At 70.2% G+C, this 17,456-nt stretch carries 18 protein-coding genes; 13 read left to right on the top strand and 5 right to left on the bottom strand.

The features are described from left to right. Positions 1–3: 3 nt before the first annotated feature. Together tal and tkt are read right to left on the bottom strand one after the other, a co-directional pair. The gene (gene tal / locus ACFW5B_RS28430; RefSeq protein WP_386445492.1) at positions 4–1,122 is read right to left on the bottom strand and encodes a transaldolase; all 1,119 of its coding nucleotides are present in this window, start codon (positions 1,120–1,122) and stop codon (positions 4–6) included. A 34-nt stretch (positions 1,123–1,156) separates the two neighbouring features. Continuing rightward, positions 1,157–3,259 carry a transketolase gene (tkt, locus tag ACFW5B_RS28425; protein WP_386445490.1) on the bottom strand — a complete coding sequence of 701 codons (2,103 nt, stop codon included), beginning with the start codon at positions 3,257–3,259 and terminating at the stop codon, positions 1,157–1,159. 458 nt (positions 3,260–3,717) lie between these two features. On the opposite strand from tkt, the gene ACFW5B_RS28420 reads away from it, so the two are divergent. The 3 genes from ACFW5B_RS28420 (at position 3,718) to ACFW5B_RS28410 (ending at position 6,296) form a co-directional block, all read left to right on the top strand. After that, positions 3,718–4,668, top strand: coding sequence for a heme o synthase (locus ACFW5B_RS28420; protein WP_386445488.1), 951 nt, complete (start codon positions 3,718–3,720; stop codon positions 4,666–4,668). Positions 4,669–4,714: 46 nt separating this feature from the next. Continuing rightward, positions 4,715–5,095, top strand: a complete 381-nt coding sequence (locus ACFW5B_RS28415) for a hypothetical protein (RefSeq protein WP_386445486.1) — start codon at positions 4,715–4,717, stop codon at positions 5,093–5,095. A 136-nt stretch (positions 5,096–5,231) separates the two neighbouring features. Further along, positions 5,232–6,296, top strand: a complete 1,065-nt coding sequence (locus ACFW5B_RS28410; RefSeq protein ID WP_386445483.1) for an amidohydrolase — start codon at positions 5,232–5,234, stop codon at positions 6,294–6,296. On the opposite strand, the gene ACFW5B_RS28405 is transcribed toward ACFW5B_RS28410, so the two are convergent. The 3 genes from ACFW5B_RS28405 to ACFW5B_RS28395 all read right to left on the bottom strand — a co-directional run bounded on the left by ACFW5B_RS28405 (position 6,269) and on the right by ACFW5B_RS28395 (position 9,222). Continuing rightward, positions 6,269–7,273 carry a heme A synthase gene (locus ACFW5B_RS28405; protein ID WP_386445480.1) on the bottom strand — a complete coding sequence of 335 codons (1,005 nt, stop codon included), beginning with the start codon at positions 7,271–7,273 and terminating at the stop codon, positions 6,269–6,271. The genes ACFW5B_RS28410 and ACFW5B_RS28405 overlap by 28 nt on opposite strands. 88 nt (positions 7,274–7,361) lie before the next feature. Continuing rightward, positions 7,362–8,168, bottom strand: coding sequence for an ABC transporter permease (locus tag ACFW5B_RS28400; protein ID WP_386445478.1), 807 nt, complete (start codon positions 8,166–8,168; stop codon positions 7,362–7,364). Positions 8,169–8,259: 91 nt separating this feature from the next. Beyond that, the gene (locus ACFW5B_RS28395) at positions 8,260–9,222 is read right to left on the bottom strand and encodes an ABC transporter ATP-binding protein (RefSeq protein WP_386445475.1); all 963 of its coding nucleotides are present in this window, start codon (positions 9,220–9,222) and stop codon (positions 8,260–8,262) included. 286 nt (positions 9,223–9,508) lie between these two features. Between ACFW5B_RS28395 and ACFW5B_RS28390 the strand changes: the two genes are divergently transcribed. From ACFW5B_RS28390 to ACFW5B_RS28345, 10 genes are all read left to right on the top strand, one after another. Beyond that, on the top strand, positions 9,509–10,363 hold the full coding sequence (locus ACFW5B_RS28390; protein ID WP_386445472.1) for a helix-turn-helix transcriptional regulator: 855 nt from the start codon (positions 9,509–9,511) through the stop codon (positions 10,361–10,363). Further along, positions 10,360–11,781 carry a Fe-S cluster assembly protein SufB gene (gene sufB, locus ACFW5B_RS28385; RefSeq protein ID WP_386445469.1) on the top strand — a complete coding sequence of 474 codons (1,422 nt, stop codon included), beginning with the start codon at positions 10,360–10,362 and terminating at the stop codon, positions 11,779–11,781. The genes ACFW5B_RS28390 and sufB overlap by 4 nt, the downstream gene beginning before the upstream one ends. Before the next feature lie 87 nt (positions 11,782–11,868). Next, positions 11,869–13,092, top strand: a complete 1,224-nt coding sequence (gene sufD, locus ACFW5B_RS28380; protein WP_386445467.1) for a Fe-S cluster assembly protein SufD — start codon at positions 11,869–11,871, stop codon at positions 13,090–13,092. Then, entirely contained in the window at positions 13,089–13,406 is a 318-nt protein-coding gene (locus tag ACFW5B_RS28375) for a non-heme iron oxygenase ferredoxin subunit (RefSeq protein WP_386445464.1), read from the top strand. Before sufD ends, ACFW5B_RS28375 begins: the two co-directional genes overlap by 4 nt. A gap of 7 nt (positions 13,407–13,413) precedes the next feature. Next, the gene (gene sufC / locus ACFW5B_RS28370; RefSeq protein ID WP_362612286.1) at positions 13,414–14,178 is read left to right on the top strand and encodes a Fe-S cluster assembly ATPase SufC; all 765 of its coding nucleotides are present in this window, start codon (positions 13,414–13,416) and stop codon (positions 14,176–14,178) included. Continuing rightward, positions 14,175–15,431, top strand: a complete 1,257-nt coding sequence (locus tag ACFW5B_RS28365; RefSeq protein WP_386445461.1) for a cysteine desulfurase — start codon at positions 14,175–14,177, stop codon at positions 15,429–15,431. The genes sufC and ACFW5B_RS28365 overlap by 4 nt, the downstream gene beginning before the upstream one ends. Positions 15,432–15,485: 54 nt before the next feature. After that, positions 15,486–15,944, top strand: coding sequence for a Fe-S cluster assembly sulfur transfer protein SufU (gene sufU, locus ACFW5B_RS28360; RefSeq protein WP_127150283.1), 459 nt, complete (start codon positions 15,486–15,488; stop codon positions 15,942–15,944). Next, a complete protein-coding gene (locus tag ACFW5B_RS28355; RefSeq protein ID WP_086718002.1) occupies positions 15,941–16,276 on the top strand; it encodes a metal-sulfur cluster assembly factor in 336 nt (111 codons plus the stop codon). Before sufU ends, ACFW5B_RS28355 begins: the two co-directional genes overlap by 4 nt. Positions 16,277–16,431: 155 nt before the next feature. Continuing rightward, on the top strand, positions 16,432–16,752 hold the full coding sequence (locus tag ACFW5B_RS28350) for a DMT family transporter (protein ID WP_386445455.1): 321 nt from the start codon (positions 16,432–16,434) through the stop codon (positions 16,750–16,752). Further along, the gene (locus ACFW5B_RS28345; RefSeq protein WP_386445452.1) at positions 16,752–17,291 is read left to right on the top strand and encodes a TetR/AcrR family transcriptional regulator; all 540 of its coding nucleotides are present in this window, start codon (positions 16,752–16,754) and stop codon (positions 17,289–17,291) included. Before ACFW5B_RS28350 ends, ACFW5B_RS28345 begins: the two co-directional genes overlap by 1 nt. Positions 17,292–17,456 lie beyond the last annotated feature (165 nt).

Here is a 17,456-nt window from a genome sequence, read left to right as displayed (position 1 = left end):
AGATCAGCCCTCCGAGGGAGCGAGGCGCTTGAGCTCCGCCTCAGTGGACTTGAGCAGGTCGTTCCAGGACGCCTCGAACTTCTCCACGCCCTCGTCCTCCAGGAGCTGGACGACGTCGTCGTACGAGATCCCGAGCGCGGCGATGGCGTCCAGGTCGGCGCGGGCGGCAGGGTAGCCGCCGCGCACGGTGTCACCCGTGATCTGACCGTGGTCGCCGGTGGCCTCCAGGGTGGCCTCCGGCATGGTGTTGACCGTGCCCGGCGCGACCAGCTCGTCCACGTACAGGGTGTCCTTGTACGCGGGGTCCTTGACGCCGGTCGAGGCCCACAGCGGGCGCTGCTTGTTGGCGCCGGCCTTGTCGAGGGCGGCCCAGCGCTCCGAGGAGAAGACCTCCTCGTACGCCTGGTAGGCGAGCCGGGCGTTGGCCAGCGCGGCCTTGCCCTTGAGGGCCTTGGCCTCGTCCGTGCCGATCTTCTCCAGGCGCTTGTCGATCTCGGAGTCCACACGGGACACGAAGAACGACGCCACCGACCGGATCAGCGACAGGTCCAGGCCCGCGGCCTTGGCCTTCTCCAGGCCCGCCAGGTAGGCGTCCATGACCTCGCGGTAACGCTCCAGCGAGAAGATCAGCGTGACATTGACGCTGATGCCCATGCCGATGACCTCGGTGATCGCCGGCAGACCCGCCTTGGTGGCCGGGATCTTGATCAGCGTGTTCGGGCGGTCGACCAGCCATGCCAGCTGCTTGGCCTCGGCGATGGTCGGGGCGGTGTGGTGCGCCAGGCGCGGGTCGACCTCGATGGAGACCCGGCCGTCCTGGCCGCCGGTGGCGTCGAAGACCGGCCGCAGGATGTCGGCGGCGTCCCGGACGTCCGCCGTCGTGATCATGCGGATGGCTTCCTCGACGGTGACCTTGCGGGCGGCGAGGTCGGCGACCTGCTGGTCGTAGCCGTGGCCGTCCGAGATGGCCTTCTGGAAGATCGACGGGTTGGTCGTCACACCGACGACATGCTGCTGGTCGATCAGCTCGGCGAGGTTGCCGGACGTGATGCGCTGGCGCGACAGGTCGTCCAGCCAGATCGCGACGCCTTCGTCGGAGAGGCGCTTGAGTGCGTCTGTCATGGGTTCTGCATCTCCTACTTGTCGTATACGGGCGTCAGCGCGCGACGGCTTCGAGGGATTCCCGGGCGGCGGCGGCGACCGCGTCGGCGGTGAAGCCGAACTCGCGGAAGAGGACCTTGCCGTCGGCCGAGGCACCGAAGTGCTCCAGGGAGACGATGCGCCCGGCGTCACCGACGAAGCGGTGCCAGGTCAGCCCGATGCCGGCTTCCACGGCGACCCGGGCCCGGACGGACGGCGGCAGCACGCTGTCGCGGTAGGCCTGGTCCTGCTGGTCGAACCACTCGACGGACGGCATCGACACCACACGGGTGGGAATGCCCTCGGCCTGGAGCTGCTCGCGCGCACCGACGGCGAGCTGCACCTCGGAACCGGTGCCGATCAGCACGACCTGCGGCTCGGTGTCCCGGCCTTCGGAGTCGGTGGCGTCGAAGAGGACGTAACCACCCTTGGCGGTGGCCTCGTTGGCGGGGTACGTCGGCACGCCCTGGCGGGTCAGCGCGAGGCCGTGCGGGGCCCCCACGCCGTACTCCTTCGTGTAACGCCGGAGGATCTCGCGCCAGGCGATGGCGGTCTCGTTGGCGTCGGCCGGGCGCACGATGTTGAGGCCCGGGATGGCGCGCAGCGAGGCGAGGTGCTCGATGGGCTGGTGGGTCGGGCCGTCCTCGCCGAGACCGATGGAGTCGTGCGTCCACACGTACGTCACCGGCAGGTGCATCAGCGCGGACAGCCGGACGGCGTTGCGCATGTAGTCGGAGAACACCAGGAAGGTGCCGCCGTAGATGCGGGTGTTGCCGTGCAGCGCGATGCCGTTCATCTCCGCAGCCATGGAGTGCTCGCGGATACCGAAGTGGATCGTGCGGCCGTAGGGGTCGGCACCCGGCAGCGGGTTGCCCTCGGGCAGGAACGACGAGGTCTTGTCGATCGTGGTGTTGTTCGAGCCCGCCAGGTCGGCGGAGCCGCCCCACAGCTCGGGGATGACCGCACCGAGCGCCTGGAGCACCTTGCCGGACGCGGCGCGGGTGGCCACGGCCTTGCCGGTCTCGAACGCCGGAAGGTGGTCCTCCCAGCCCGCGGGCAGCTCGCCCGCCGCGATCCGGTCGAACTCCGCGGCACGCTGCGGGTTGGCGGCGCGCCAGTCGGCGAACGACTTCTCCCACTCCTTCTTGGCGTCGCGGCCGCGGTCGAGGGCGGCGCGGGTGTGCGCGAGCACCGCGTCGGCGACGTCGAAGGACTTCTCCGGGTCGAAGCCCAGGACCCGCTTGGTGGCGGCGACTTCCTCGTCACCCAGCGCCGAGCCGTGCGCGGCCTCGGTGTTCTGGGCGTTCGGGGCGGGCCAGGCGATGATCGAGCGCATCGCGATGAACGACGGGCGCCCGGTCTCGGCCTTGGCGGCGTCCAGCGCCTTGGCGAGACCGGCCGGGTCCAGGTCGCCGTTGGGCAGCTGGGCGACGCGCTGGACGTGCCAGCCGTAGGCCTCGTAGCGCTTGAGGGTGTCCTCGGAGACCGCGGTCTCGGTGTCACCCTCGATGGAGATGTGGTTGTCGTCCCACAGCAGGATGAGGTTGCCGAGCTTCTGGTGGCCGGCCAGGGAGGACGCCTCGGCGGAGATGCCCTCCTGGAGGCAGCCGTCACCGGCGATGCAGTAGATGGTGTGGTCGAACGGCGAGGTGCCCTGGGCCGCCTCGGGGTCGAACAGGCCGCGCTCGTAGCGGGCCGCCATCGCCATGCCGACCGCGTTGGCGACGCCCTGGCCCAGCGGGCCGGTGGTGGTCTCCACGCCGGTGGTGTGGCCGTACTCGGGGTGGCCCGGGGTCTTCGAGCCCCAGGTGCGGAACGCCTCCAGGTCGGCCAGCTCCAGGCCGTAACCGGCGAGGTAGAGCTGGATGTAGAGGGTCAGGCTGGAGTGGCCCGCGGAGAGGACGAACCGGTCGCGGCCGGTCCAGTTCGCGTCCGCCGGGTCGTGCCGCATCAGCTTCTGGAAGAGAAGATAGGCGGCCGGTGCCAGGCTCATGGCCGTACCGGGATGGCCGTTACCGACCTTCTGCACGGAATCCATGGCCAGGACGCGGACGGTGTCCACCGCCCGCTGATCCAGTTCGGTCCACTCGAGATCTGTGGTGGTCGGCTTGGTGCTCACCCTGAGTCAGGGCTCCTCTCCACATGTCGAATGCCGCGGACGGTATGTCCGCCAGGCGGTGTCGAGCCTACCCCCGCCGGTGCGTGCGTCTTTTCGACGCTCAGTCGGTGTTTTCGGCGCTCAGCCGGTGCGGTGCTCTCACCGACGCCCGTCGCTTTGGGCAACCAAATCGGGACTTCTGGCCTTCCGTCCCGGATGTGGGGGCCCTACGCACCAGACTGCCGGGAGGCGGTCCGGTTCGCCTCCTGAACGCCGGGCGAACACCCGGCGAAAGGCGCCGCCGCGACAGCCCCGCCCGGCGCCCAACACGACCCCACCCCCGCGAAGATCGCTGTATGGCCAACGTCTAAAGTGGCGTGGTACGCGCAAGCCCTTTACCGCGTCTTCACCGCCGGAAGGGCTTGCATGCCTTATCTCTTCCGCGGCAGAGGCCGCTGATGTTACTTCCAGGGGTGTGCGTGACGGCCGTCGAATCCCGTCCAGCGGGGGCGCTCTCTCAGGTCCCGGGGAGTCCCGGTGAGCGGCCGCCCGGGGCCCGCGTCAAGGCGTTCGTGGCACTGACCAAGCCACGGGTCATCGAGCTGCTGCTGATGACCACGGTGCCGGTGATGTTCCTGGCGGCCCGGGGCGTGCCCGATCTGTGGCTCGTCCTGGCGACCTGCATCGGCGGTTACCTCTCCGCCGGCGGCGCCGCCGCCTTCAACATGTACCTCGACCGTGACATCGACGCGCTGATGGACCGCACGTCCCAGCGGCCGCTGGTCACCGGCATGGTGAGCCCACGCGAATGCCTGGTCTTCGCGACCGCCCTCGCGGTGGGCTCCACGGCCTGGTTCTGGTTCCTCGTCAACCCGCTGTCGGCGATGCTGTCGCTCGGTGCGCTGCTTTTCTACGTCGTCGTTTACACGATGATTCTCAAGCGCCGCACCAGCCAGAACATCGTCTGGGGCGGTATCGCGGGCTGCATGCCCGTCTTCATCGGCTGGTCGTCGGTGACGAACTCGGTCTCCTGGGCCTCGTTCGTCCTCTTCCTGGTCATCTTCTTCTGGACGCCGCCCCACTACTGGCCGCTGTCGATGAAGGTCAAGGACGACTACGAGCGGGTCGGTGTGCCGATGCTGCCGGCCGTCGCGGGCAACAAGGTCGTCGCGCGGCAGATCGTTGCCTACAGCTGGGTCATGGTGGCGGTCTCGCTGCTGCTGCAGCCGCTGGGCTACACCGGCTGGTTCTACACCGTGGTCGCGCTCGTCTGCGGCGGCTTCTGGCTCAAGGAGGCGCACGGTCTCCAGGCGCGGGCGAAGGCCGGGATCACGGGCCCCAAGCTCAAGGAGATGCGGCTGTTCCACTGGTCCATCACCTATGTCTCGCTGCTGTTCGTCGCCGTCGCCGTGGACCCCTTCCTCCGCTGAGAGGTGGGGCGGATCACCCTCACAATCGGCCGTACTCGCGGGTAGCATGCTGTACATGGCAGACACCCAGCAGGCGGAAGAGCAGGTCGAGGCGGCGGCCGGCACGGCGGCCGACAAGCGGGCCGGGCGGCGCACGGCCAGGCTCGCCAAGCAGATCCGTGCCTTTGCCGACTCCCACGGCGGCAGCGCCGAGGGCCAGCTCGCGCACATCGGCCGCGGCCGCACCCGGATCGCCCTCGTCGGCGCCAACGGCGAGTGGGGAAATCTCGTCGCGGACTCCTTCGGCTCCGCCAAGGACGCCGCCACCGCGGCCGGCATCACCCTCCAGGACGACTTCGACGGCGACCTCGCCGCCAAGGTCCGCACCGGCCGCTACGAGTGGTCCCGGATGGCAGGCATCCAGGTCGGCGGCCCGTCCAACGGCTGACGGGCGGTAATCGGGCGCCGTGCGCCGGAGCGTACGCCGGAAGCGGAGCCCGATACCTCACCACCACCTCGTCCGTTAAGCCCACCAGGCGCGGCGCTTCGGCCACGCCCGGCGGGCTCTCGGCGAGGAGAAGCGGATGGACGGCCTTCCCTCCCTGGTGGATCAGCCACCGCTCATCGACCAGTACAGCTCCGGCGCGGTGCACGGCGAACTCGGCCTCGGCTCCTTCGAGACCCACCTCGCCGCCGCGGCCGGCGCCCACGGCCCGGCCCCTGTCGGCACCAGCTACTTCGACAGCTTCACCGGTCTCGCGATACGCCGCTGGTGCCCCCCGCTGCTCGGCCTGGAACCGCACTGCCCGCCCGCCCGCTATCTGGCGCGCAGACGCGAGGTCGGCGCCTACCGGGCCGGACGTTTGCTGCTGCGCGGCTCCGGCATCGGCACGTTCCTGCTGGAGGCCGGCGCCCCCGGGAATCTGACCTCGGCGCATGAACTCGCCACCGCCGCCGCGGCCCCCGCCCACGAGGTGGTACGGCTCGAACCGCTCGCCGAGCAGGTCGCCGACACCTCCGGCAGCGTCGACGCCTTCATCGGCTACACCGCCGAGGCCCTCTACGCCGCGGCCCAGCACGCCACCGCCTTCGCCTCCGGCGCCACCCACTGCGACGGGCAGGCCCCGGAGGCCGGTGAGGTGCGGCGGGCGGCGGACCGCTGGCTGCGCGGACGCCGGCCGGGGGAGCGGCTGGGGGAGCCCGTGCTCGTCCGGCATCTGTTGTGGAGCGCGGTGGCGACCGGGCTGCCGGTGCAGCTGCACTGCCCCGATCCGCAGCCGCTGGCGGGCTTTCTGCGCGCCACCACCGGCATCGGCGCGGATCTCGTCCTGCTGCCGGAGGCACCGCACCACCGGCGGGCGGCGCAGCTCGCCGCGGTGCATGCCCATGTGTACGCGGACGCCGGGCCCTGCCCCGAGGAGACGCTGGGCCAGGCGCCGTTCGGCAAGCTGCTGTTCTCCTCGGGCGCCCGCGGGCTGCCCGAGCTCTATGTGACCGGCGCCCGGTGCTTCGTACGCGCCATGGCGCGCCTGGTGCGGGAGTGGACCGAGGAGGGGCTGTGCGGGCCCGAGGACGGGCGGCGGATCACCGAGACGGTCGGGTTCGGGACCGCGCGCCGGGTCTACCGGCTGAGCGCGGAGGCCGACTGAGGCTCCGTTGCCTCGTGCTCGCCGGAGGGGGCGGACTTGCCGGGGTCCTCCTCCAGGAGCGGACCGCGGTCGCGCAGGGACAGGCTGACCCGCAGCACCCAGATCCACACCAGGGCCGAGCCCAGCAAGTGGAGCCCGATCACGATCTCGGGCAGACCCATGAAGTACTGGACGTAGCCGATGACGCCCTGCGCGGCGATACAGGCGAACAGCTCCAGGAGCACCCGGCGCGGGGCGGCCGGCGCCTTGACGGCGCGCAGCGTGAACCACAGGGCGACGGACAGGCCGACGACGATGTAGACGAAGTCGACGTGGAGCTGGGTGATCTCCCGCCAGTCCAGCGGGATGCGGTGGACCTTCTTCGCGTCGCCCGCGTGCGGGCCGGTGCCGGTGACGACCGTGCCGATGACGGTGAGCGCGCCGGTCGCGGCCACCAGCAGCCAGGCCAGCTGCCGCGCCGGACGGGCGACCAGGTCGCGCGGCTCCTCATCGCCCTCGGCCGCCCGCTTCCAGCTGAGCACGGCGACCGTGAGCAGCGCCGTGGCCGCAAGGAAGTGCGAGCTGACGATGTACGGGTTCAGGCCGGTCAGGACCGTGATACCGCCGATGACGGCATTGCTCATGACGAGCCAGAACTGCGCCCAGCCGAGCCGGGTGAGCGAGCGGCGCCGGGGGTGACGGGCGCGGGCAGCGATGATGAACAGCCCGACGACCGCGCACAGCACATACGTCAGCATGCGGTTGCCGAACTCGATGAGGCCGTTGACGCCCATCGCGGCGGTCGGAGTCAGGCTGTCAGGCGTGCACTTGGGCCAGGTCGAGCAGCCCAGTCCGGACTGGGAGAGCCGGACCGCGCCACCCGTGACGACGATGATCACGGCCATCACGACGGTGGCCAGCGCGGCCCGTCGCACAAAGGCCGCGGACGGCTGCCAGCGGCGGGCGATCAGCTCAAGGGGATTCAGCGTGTTCGGCACGGGAGCCATCGTAAGCGGCCCCTTGTGCAAACTTTCACGAGGGGTGCGTTCGCGACGGAAGCACCCGTCCGAGCCGTGCCCCGGCCGCTCACTCCCAGCGGAAGAACCGGGCCGCGGCGCCCAGGCCCAGCACCGCCCACACCGCCAGGACGCCGAGATCCGGCCAGGGGAGGGCGGCGCCGTGCTGGAGCACGTCGCGCAGCCCGTCGGACAGCGCAGTGATCGGCAGCAGTCCGAGCACGCTCTGGGCGGCCGCCGGGAACTTGTCCAGCGGGACGATCACGCCGCCGCCGACCAGCAGCAGGAGGAACACCAGGTTGGCCGCAGCCAGGGTGGCCTCCGCCTTGAGCGTGCCGGCCATCAGCAGGCCCAGACCGGAGAAGGCGGCGGTGCCCAGCAGGAGCAGCAGGCCCACCGCGAGCGGGTTGCCGTGCGGCGACCAGCCCAGCGCGAGCGCGACCGCCGTCAGCAGCGTGATCTGCAGGACCTCGGTGACCAGCACCGCGCAGGTCTTGGCGGTCATCAGCCCCCAGCGCGGCAGCGGCGAGACGGCCAGTCGCTTGAGCACGCCGTAGCGGCGCTCGAAGCCGGTCGCGATGGCCTGGCCGGTGAAGGCGGTCGAGAGCACGGCGAGCGCCAGGATGCCGGGCGCCAGGAAGTCGACGGACCGGCCCGCGCCGCCGGCGGTGTCGGTGGGCACCGCGATGATGTCGACGCCGGAGAACAGCACCAGCAGCAGCGTCGGGATGATCACGGTCAGCAGCAGCTGCTCGCCGTTGCGCAGCAGCATCCTGGTCTCCAGGGCCGCCTGCGCCCGGATCATCCGGGGCAGCGGAGCCGCACCGGGCCGCGGGCTGAAGGTACCGGTGACGCCACCGGCCTCGGTCGTGGTCATGCCCGCAGCTCCTTGCCGGTGAGTTCCAGACTGTGCCATCCCGGGGGACAACCCCCGGACCCCCGGCCGGTGACGGTGTGGCCCTGCCGTGTCATGCGCGCAGCTCCTTGCCCGTGAGCTCCAGGAAGACGTCCTCCAGGGTGTGGCGCTCGACGGCTATCGCGTCGGGCATCACGCCGTTCTGGGCGCACCAGGAGGCGACGGTGGCCAGCAGCTGCGGGTTGACCTTGCCGTGGACGCGGTAGACACCGGAGGCGGGCTCCGCGGCGGAGCTGTCCGCGGGCAGCGCCTTGAGGAGCGAGCCGAGGTCGAGCCCGGGGCGGCCGGTGAAGCGCAGGCTGTTCTCCGCGCCGCCGCGGCACAGCTCGTCCGGGCTGCCCTGGGCGATCACCCGGCCGCCGTCGATGATCGCGACATCGTCGGCGAGCTGCTCGGCCTCGTCCATGAAGTGCGTGGTCAGTACGGTGCTGACGCCGTCGGCGCGCAGTTCCCGTACGAGGTCCCAGGTGGCGTGCCGGGCCTGGGGGTCGAGACCGGCCGTCGGCTCGTCCAGGAAGACCAGTTCGGGGCGGCCGACCACAGCCATCGCCAGCGCCAGCCGTTGTTGCTGGCCGCCGGACAGCCGCCGGTAGGGGGTCCGTCCGCAGCTGCCCAGGCCGAGCCGGTCGATGAGCGTGCCGACGTCGAGGGGGTGGGCGTGCAGGGTGGCGGTGTGCCGCAGCATCTCCTCGGCCCGGGCGCCCGCGTAGACGCCGCCGGACTGCAGCATCACGCCGATCCGGGGCCGCAGCGCCGCGGCGTCGGCGACCGGGTCCAGGCCCAGGACCCGCACCCGGCCGGCGTCCGGACGGCGGTAGCCCTCGCAGGTCTCGACGGTGGTGGTCTTGCCGGCGCCGTTCGGACCGAGCACGGCGGTGACCGTGCCGCGGGCGACGGTCAGGTCGAGCCCGTCCACGGCGGTCTTGGTGCCGTAGCGCTTGACCAGGCCGGTGATCTCGACGGCGGGCTCTCGGCCGGGGGGCCGGGGGTCGCCCCCCGGGGAGGTGCTGGGCATGCCGGGCAGTCTACGGAGAGTGGCAGGCCTGCCTTCAATGGGGGCGTGGGCCCTGGAGGGCGCCGTTCCCCGATCCGGCGGTGTGGGACGGAACGGATTCCGACGGCCCGCGCGCCGCGTGCGCGCCGCCGGGCCGGAGCGGGCCCGGGGTGCGCCCGCGCAGGTCGGCGCGGCAATCGGTGATCCAGTAGGCACTTGAATTAGGTAACCCTAAGTGATAGAGGCCACCCGTCCGTGGTCCGGACGAGGCTTGAATCACTTTGACGAATTACGCAACAATGGCGTTGTGAAATACCCGAGCGAGGAACAGGAAGGGCCCGAGGTCGAGCAGACCTCCGGGCCGGATCCCTCCGCGCCCGAGAAGACCGAGCGGCGAGCCCCCGTCCCGCCCGCCGCGGCGCACGACGAACAGCAGGGCACCCGCAACCGGGTCGCCCGCTCCATTCTCGACCACGGTCCGTCCACCGCGGCCGAGCTCGCCCTCCGCCTGGAGCTGACCCAGGCGGCCGTCCGCCGTCATCTGGACGCGCTGGCCGCGGAGGGCGTCGTCGAGCCCCGCGAGAAGCGTGTCTACGGCACCCGTGGCCGCGGCCGTCCGGCCAAGGCATTCGCCCTCACCGACTGCGGACGGGACGCCTTCGACCAGGCCTACGACCAGCTCGCCTCGGACGCGCTGCGCTGGATCGCGCAGAGCGCGGGCGGCGGCGAGAAGGGCGAGGCGGCCGTCGCCGCCTTCGCCCGCGCGCGGCTCGCCGCGCAGGCCGAGGGCTACCGCGCGGCGGTCGAGGCCGCCGAGCCGGAGGACCGTACCGAGGCCCTTGCGAAGGCATTGACCGCGGACGGGTACGCTGCTACGGCGCGCAGCGCCCCCAATCCCCAGCTCGGTGAACAGCTCTGCCAGCACCACTGCCCGGTCGCCCATGTCGCCGAGCAGTACCCGCAGCTGTGCGAGGCGGAGACCGAGGTCTTCTCCCGATTGCTCGGGACCCATGTACAGCGCCTTGCCACCATCGCCCACGGCGACGGGGTGTGCACGACCTTCGTCCCGAAGGCCGGTGCCGGCAAGGCCGCTCACAGCACCGCACGCACCAGCAAGACCACCACAGCATCTGCAAGCACGGCCGGGAGGAACCCCGCATGACGCTCCCCACGGAGACTGCTCACCCCGAGCTCGAGGGCCTGGGCAACTACGAATACGGCTGGGCCGACTCCGACGTGGCCGGCGCCTCCGCCAAGCGCGGCCTCTCCGAGGCCGTCGTCCGTGACATCTCGGCGAAGAAGAACGAGCCGGAGTGGATGCTCAAGCTCCGCCTCAAGGGGCTGAAGCTCTTCGACAAGAAGCCCATGCCGCAGTGGGGCTCGGACCTGTCGGGCATCGACTTCGACAACATCAAGTACTTCGTCCGCTCCACTGAGCAGCAGGCCGCCTCCTGGGAGGACCTGCCCGAGGACATCAAGAACACCTACGACAAGCTCGGCATCCCGGAGGCGGAGAAGCAGCGCCTGGTCGCCGGCGTCGCTGCGCAGTACGAGTCCGAGGTCGTCTACCACCAGATCCGCGAGGACCTGGAGGAGCAGGGCGTCATCTTCCTGGACACCGACACCGCGCTGAAGGAGCACCCGGAGCTCTTCCAGGAGTACTTCGGCACGGTCATCCCCGTCGGTGACAACAAGTTCGCGTCGCTGAACAGCGCGGTGTGGTCCGGCGGCTCGTTCATCTACGTGCCCAAGGGTGTCCACGTCGACATCCCGCTGCAGGCCTACTTCCGGATCAACACCGAGAACATGGGCCAGTTCGAGCGGACGCTGATCATCGTCGATGAGGACGCCTACGTCCACTACGTCGAGGGCTGCACGGCGCCGATCTACAAGTCGGACTCGCTGCACTCCGCGGTGGTCGAGATCATCGTGAAGAAGGGCGGCCGCTGCCGCTACACGACCATCCAGAACTGGTCGAACAACGTCTACAACCTGGTCACCAAGCGTGCCGTCGCCTACGAGGGCGCGACCATGGAGTGGGTCGACGGCAACCTCGGCTCCAAGGTGACCATGAAGTACCCGGCGGTCTACCTCATGGGCGAGCACGCCAAGGGCGAGACCCTGTCCATCGCCTTCGCGGGCGAGGGCCAGCACCAGGACGCCGGCTCCAAGATGGTCCACATGGCGCCGAACACCTCCTCCAACATCGTCTCCAAGTCGGTGGCGCGGGGTGGCGGCCGGACCTCCTACCGCGGTCTGGTCGAGATCGGCGAGGGCGCCGCGGGCTCCAAGTCCAACGTGCTGTGTGACGCCCTGCTGGTGGACACCATCTCCCGTTCGGACACCTACCCCTACGTCGACGTCCGCGAGGACGACGTGTCGATGGGCCACGAGGCGACCGTCTCCAAGGTCAGCGAGGACCAGCTCTTCTACCTGATGGCGCGCGGTCTGTCCGAGGACGAGGCCATGGCGATGATCGTGCGCGGCTTCGTCGAGCCGATCGCCCGTGAACTGCCGATGGAGTACGCACTCGAGCTCAACCGCCTGATCGAGCTGCAGATGGAAGGCGCGGTCGGCTGACGGCCACGGCACACTCAACGACCGACGCGGCGGCCGTCCTGCGGGCAGGCCGAGCATCGCAACCAGAAAGCGAGCACTACGACAGCCATGGCTGAGGCTCAGAACTCCCCCAAGTCCTCGAATGCCCTCGGACAGGGGGGACCCCCACCGGCGGGTTCCACGACCACCGGCTCCATCGCGGTGGCCGCGGAGTCGACCGTCGCCACCCGGATGAGCGCCCCGCCGTCCTACGACGTGGCGGACTTCCCGGTGCCGCACGGCCGCGAGGAGGAGTGGCGCTTCACGCCCCTCGGGCGTCTGAAGGGGCTGCACGACGGCAGCGCCGAGGCCGGCGGCCCGGACCTGAAGATCGACATCACCGCGCCCGAGGGCGTCACGCATGAGCTGGTCGACCGCACCGACCCGCGGGTCGGCAAGGCCGGGACGCCCGTGGACCGGGTCGCCGCCCAGGCGTACAGCTCCTTCGAGAAGGCGTCGGTGATCTCGGTCCCCAAGGACGCCCAGCTCTCCGAGCCGATCCGGGTCACCGTCCACGGTGAGGGCGGCACGGCCTACGGCCACCAGGTCATCGAGCTCGGTGCGTTCGCCGAGGCCGTCGTCGTCATCGACCACACCGGTGACGCGGTGCTCGCCGCCAATGTCGACTACCTCCTCGGCGACGGCGCCAAGCTGACCGTCGTCTCCGTCCAGGACTGGGACGACCACGCGGTCCACGCCGGGCAGCACAACGCCCTGGTCGGCCGGGACGCGAGCTTCAAGTCCGTGGTCGTCACCTTCGGCGGCGACCTCGTCCGGCTGCACCCCCGGGTCACCTACGCGGCCCCCGGCGGCGAGGCCGAGTTCTACGGTCTGTACTTCACCGAGCAGGGCCAGCACCACGAGCACCGGCTCTTCGTCGACCACGACGCCGCCAACTGCCGCTCCAACGTCGTCTACAAGGGCGCGCTGCAGGGCGACGACGCGCACGCCGTGTGGATCGGTGACGTCCTGATCCAGGCCTCCGCGACCGGCACGGACACCTACGAGCTCAACCGCAACCTCGTCCTCACCGACGGCGCGCGGGTCGACTCGGTGCCCAACCTCGAGATCGAGACCGGTGAGATCGTCGGCGCCGGCCACGCCTCGGCGACCGGCCGGTTCGACGACGAGCAGCTGTTCTACCTGATGGCCCGCGGCATCCCGGCCGACGAGGCCCGCCGCCTGGTCGTCCGCGGCTTCTTCGCCGAGCTGGTCCAGCAGATCGGTCTCCCGGACGTGGAGGAGCGTCTGATGAGCAAGATCGAGGCCGAGCTGGAAGCGGCCGCGGCATGACGTACGTACGCGCAGCGGCGCTGAGCGAGCTGGAGGACGACACCCCCAAGCGGGTGGAGATCGACGGCACGCCCATCTCCCTGGTCCGCACCGAGGGCGAGGTGTTCGCGATCAACGACATCTGCTCGCACGCGAACGTCTCCCTCTCGGAGGGCGAGGTCGAGGACTGCTCGATCGAGTGCTGGCTGCACGGTTCGAGCTTCGACCTGCGCACCGGCAAGCCGAGCGGCCTTCCCGCGACGCGCCCCGTCCCCGTATACCCCGTCAAGATCGAAGGGGACGACGTGCTCGTCTCCGTCACCCAGGAGTCCTGAGTCACCCATGGCAACGCTTGAGATCCACGACCTGCACGTCTCCGTCGAGGCCGAGAACGGCCCGCGCGAGATCCTGAAGGGCGTCGACCTGACCGTGAAGCAGGGCGAGACGCACGCCATCATGGGCCCCAACGGCTCCGGCAAGTCGACCCTCGCCTACTCCCTCGCGGGTCACCCCAAGTACACGATCACCGGCGGCACCGTCACCCTCGACGGCGAGGACGTCCTGGAGATGTCCGTCGACGAGCGCGCGCGGGCCGGCGTCTTCCTCGCCATGCAGTACCCGGTCGAGGTGCCCGGCGTCTCGGTCTCCAACTTCCTGCGGACCTCCGCCACCGCGATCCGCGGTGAGGCCCCCAAGCTGCGGCTGTGGGTCAAGGAGGTCAAGGAGGCCATGGAGCGGCTCCAGATGGACCCCTCCTTCGCCGAGCGCAACGTCAACGAGGGCTTCTCCGGCGGTGAGAAGAAGCGCCACGAGATCCTCCAGCTGGAGCTGCTGAAGCCGGCCATCGCGATCCTCGACGAGACCGACTCCGGTCTGGACGTCGACGCGCTGCGCACCGTCTCCGAGGGCGTCAACCGCGTCCGTGAGACCGGCGAGGTCGGCACCCTGCTGATCACCCACTACACGCGCATCCTGCGCTACATCAAGCCCGACCACGTCCACGTCTTCGCCAACGGCCGGATCGCCGAGTCCGGTGGCGCCGAGCTCGCGGACAAGCTGGAGGCCGAGGGCTACGAGGCTTACACGAAGGGCGGCGCAACCGCGTGACACAGCTGCCGGGCCTCCTCGACACCGAGGCGATCCGTAAGGACTTCCCCCTTCTGGACCGCCAGGTCCATGACGGGAAGAAGGTCGTGTACCTGGACAACGCGGCGACCTCGCAGAAGCCGCGCCAGGTCCTCGACGCCCTGAACGCCTACTACGAACGCCACAACGCCAACGTCCACCGCGGCGTGCACGTGCTCGCCGAGGAGGCCACGGCGCTGTACGAAGGCGCCCGCGACAAGGTGGCCGCCTTCATCAACGCTCCGAGCCGCGACGAGGTCATCTTCACCAAGAACGCCTCCGAGTCGCTCAACCTCGTGGCCAACATGCTCGGTTGGGCCGAAGAGCCCTACCGGGTGGACCGCGAGACCGAGATCGTCATCACGGAGATGGAGCACCACTCCAACATCGTCCCGTGGCAGCTGCTCGCGCAGCGCACCGGCGCGAAGCTGAAGTGGTTCGGCATCACCGACGACGGCCGTCTCGACCTGTCCAACATCGAAGAGGTCATCACCGAGCAGACGAAGATCGTCTCCTTCACGCTGGTCTCCAACATCATGGGCACGGTCAACCCGGTCGAGACGATCATTCGTCGCGCCCAGGAGGTCGGCGCGCTGGTCTGCATCGACGCCTCGCAGGCCGCCCCGCACATGGTGCTGGACGTGCAGGCGCTGCAGGCCGACTTCGTGGCCTTCACCGGCCACAAGATGTGCGGCCCGACCGGTATCGGCGTCCTCTGGGGCCGCCAGGAACTGCTGGAGGACCTCCCGCCGTTCCTCGGTGGCGGCGAGATGATCGAGACCGTCTCGATGCACTCCTCGACCTATGCGCCCGCGCCGCACAAGTTCGAGGCCGGTACGCCCCCGATCGCCCAGGCCGTCGGCCTCGGCGCGGCCGTGGACTACCTCACCTCGATCGGCATGGACAACATCGCCGCGCATGAGCACGCGATCACCGAGTACGCCGTCAAGCGGCTGCTGGAGGTCCCCGACCTGCGCATCATCGGCCCGAGCACGGCCGAGGACCGCGGGGCGACGCTCTCCTTCACGCTCGGCGACATCCATCCGCACGACGTCGGCCAGGTGCTGGACGAGCAGGGCATCGCGGTCCGGGTGGGCCACCACTGCGCACGGCCGGTGTGCCTGCGCTACGGAATCCCCGCGACCACGCGAGCGTCGTTCTATCTGTATTCCACGCCCGCCGAGGTCGACGCCTTGGTCGAGGGCCTGGAACACGTCCGCAACTTCTTCGGTTAAGCAAGCACTGCCGGTAAACAAGCACAGCGGATGAGGACGAGGACTGACTGAGCCGTGAAGCTGGATTCCATGTACCAGGACGTCATCCTGGACCACTACAAGCACCCCCATGGGCGCGGTCTTCGGGACGGCGACGCCGAGGTGCACCATGTCAACCCCACGTGCGGTGACGAGATCACGCTGCGCGTGCGGCTCGACGGCGCGACGATTGAGGACGTGTCCTACGAGGGCCAGGGCTGCTCCATCAGCCAGGCCAGCGCGTCGGTGCTCAACGAGCTCCTGGTGGGCAAGCAGCTCGGTGACGCGCAGAAGATCCAGGAGACGTTCCTGGAGCTGATGCAGTCCAAGGGCCAGGTCGAGCCGGATGACGCGATGGAGGAGATCCTGGAGGACGCGGTGGCGTTCGCCGGTGTCTCCAAGTACCCGGCGCGCGTGAAGTGTGCCCTGCTCAGTTGGATGGCCTGGAAGGACGCCACGGCCAAGGCCCTCTCCGAGGAGGCGAAGACCGCATGACCGACACTCCGACCACCACGAAGCCTGCCTCCGAGGAGGAGGTCCGCGAGGCGCTGTACGACGTCGTGGACCCCGAACTGGGCATTGACGTCGTCAACCTGGGGCTGATCTACGGCATCCACGTCGACGACGCCAACATCGCCACCATCGACATGACGCTGACCTCCGCGGCCTGCCCGCTGACCGACGTCATCGAGGACCAGGCGAAGTCCGCCACGGACGGCATCGTCAATGAGCTGAAGATCAACTGGGTCTGGATGCCCCCGTGGGGCCCGGACAAGATCACCGACGACGGCCGCGAACAGCTCCGCGCCCTGGGCTTCAACGTCTGAGACGTCGGCCCCGCAAGACCAGCCGAACGGCCGTGCCCCCGGATTTTCCGGCGGGCACGGCCGTTTCGCCGTATCGGGGGCACCCCCGGCCGGCTGGAAAGGTGGCCCGACCGCACTGTGTACGCCCGTACGCAACGTTGTGTACGCTCGTACGCATGGCCTATCTGACTCTTGCCGGCGCGATCCTCTCCGAGGTCCTCGCGACCACCGCGATGAAGTACAGCGACGGCTTCAGCAGGCTGTGGCCGTCGGTGTGGACGGCGCTGGGGTATCTGCTCGCGTTCGGGCTGCTCGCGCAGACGCTCAAGTCGATGAGTGTCGGGACCGCGTATGCCATCTGGGCCGGTACGGGGACGGCGATGATCGCGGCGATCGGGATGGTGTTCCTGGGGGAGAGTGCCAGTGCGCTGAAGATCCTCGGGGTGCTGCTGGTGATCGTCGGTGTCGTGGTGCTGAATCTGGACGGGGCGCACTGATGGCCCGGCGCTACGATCCCGACCGGCGGCAGCGGATCATCGACGCGGCGATCGCGGTGGTCGGCGAGCGCGGGATCGCCGGGCTCAGCCACCGTGCGGTGGCCGCCGCGGCGGATGTGCCGCTCGGCTCGACCACGTACCACTTCGCCTCCCTGGACGAGCTGCTGATCGCCGCGTTGCGGCAGGTCAACGGCGTATGCCTGGCCGAGTTCGCACGCTGGGTCGACGGGATCGATCCGGCGGTGCCACTCGCCGAGGAGGTCGCCCGGCTGGTCGCGGACACCCTGGCCGGGGACCGCTCGCGGATGGAGCTGGAGTACGAGCTGTATCTGGCGGCGCTGCGGCACGAGGCGGTGCGGCCGATCGCCGCGGAGTGCCTGGACGAGATGGTGCGGCTGCTCGGGCGGCGGATCGGCGACGTCCGGACCGCGCGGGCCGTGGTGGCGTTCACCGACGGGCTGGTGCTGCAGCATCTGCTGACCGGGCAGCCCTTCGACCCCGCGTCCGTACGGGCCGGGCTGGCCGGCGTGCTGGGCTGAGCCGGCGGCCCGGCGCCCGGGGCCGCCCGTCGTCCGGCGGGCACCGGCGCCTCGTCGGCGCGCGCCCGGCGCCCGGCACGCCCGTGTGAACGGCGTGGTACGGCCCGCCGGCCCGGCCCGATCGCTGAGACCGGTTCGCCTCGGTGGGCACCCTGCGGTTAGGTT

Source organism: Streptomyces sp. NPDC058773 (genome assembly GCF_042746015.1).
Lineage (GTDB): Bacteria > Actinomycetota > Actinomycetes > Streptomycetales > Streptomycetaceae > Streptomyces.
The sequence above is the reverse complement of the archived record's forward strand: the minus strand, read 5'-3'. Positions and strand labels throughout refer to the sequence as shown.

What these genes read in the sequence shown, in the direction of transcription:
- tal (WP_386445492.1), bottom strand. Translation starts at nt 1,122, where the DNA reads ATGACAGACGCACTCAAGCGCCTCTCCGACGAAGGCGTCGCGATCTGG.
- ACFW5B_RS28415 (WP_386445486.1), top strand. Translation starts at nt 4,715, where the DNA reads ATGCTGTACATGGCAGACACCCAGCAGGCGGAAGAGCAGGTCGAGGCG.
- ACFW5B_RS28410 (WP_386445483.1), top strand. Translation starts at nt 5,232, where the DNA reads ATGGACGGCCTTCCCTCCCTGGTGGATCAGCCACCGCTCATCGACCAG.
- ACFW5B_RS28400 (WP_386445478.1), bottom strand. Translation starts at nt 8,168, where the DNA reads ATGACCACGACCGAGGCCGGTGGCGTCACCGGTACCTTCAGCCCGCGG.
- ACFW5B_RS28395 (WP_386445475.1), bottom strand. Translation starts at nt 9,222, where the DNA reads ATGCCCAGCACCTCCCCGGGGGGCGACCCCCGGCCCCCCGGCCGAGAG.
- sufB (WP_386445469.1), top strand. Translation starts at nt 10,360, where the DNA reads ATGACGCTCCCCACGGAGACTGCTCACCCCGAGCTCGAGGGCCTGGGC.
- sufD (WP_386445467.1), top strand. Translation starts at nt 11,869, where the DNA reads ATGGCTGAGGCTCAGAACTCCCCCAAGTCCTCGAATGCCCTCGGACAG.
- ACFW5B_RS28375 (WP_386445464.1), top strand. Translation starts at nt 13,089, where the DNA reads ATGACGTACGTACGCGCAGCGGCGCTGAGCGAGCTGGAGGACGACACC.
- sufC (WP_362612286.1), top strand. Translation starts at nt 13,414, where the DNA reads ATGGCAACGCTTGAGATCCACGACCTGCACGTCTCCGTCGAGGCCGAG.
- ACFW5B_RS28355 (WP_086718002.1), top strand. Translation starts at nt 15,941, where the DNA reads ATGACCGACACTCCGACCACCACGAAGCCTGCCTCCGAGGAGGAGGTC.
- ACFW5B_RS28350 (WP_386445455.1), top strand. Translation starts at nt 16,432, where the DNA reads ATGGCCTATCTGACTCTTGCCGGCGCGATCCTCTCCGAGGTCCTCGCG.
- ACFW5B_RS28345 (WP_386445452.1), top strand. Translation starts at nt 16,752, where the DNA reads ATGGCCCGGCGCTACGATCCCGACCGGCGGCAGCGGATCATCGACGCG.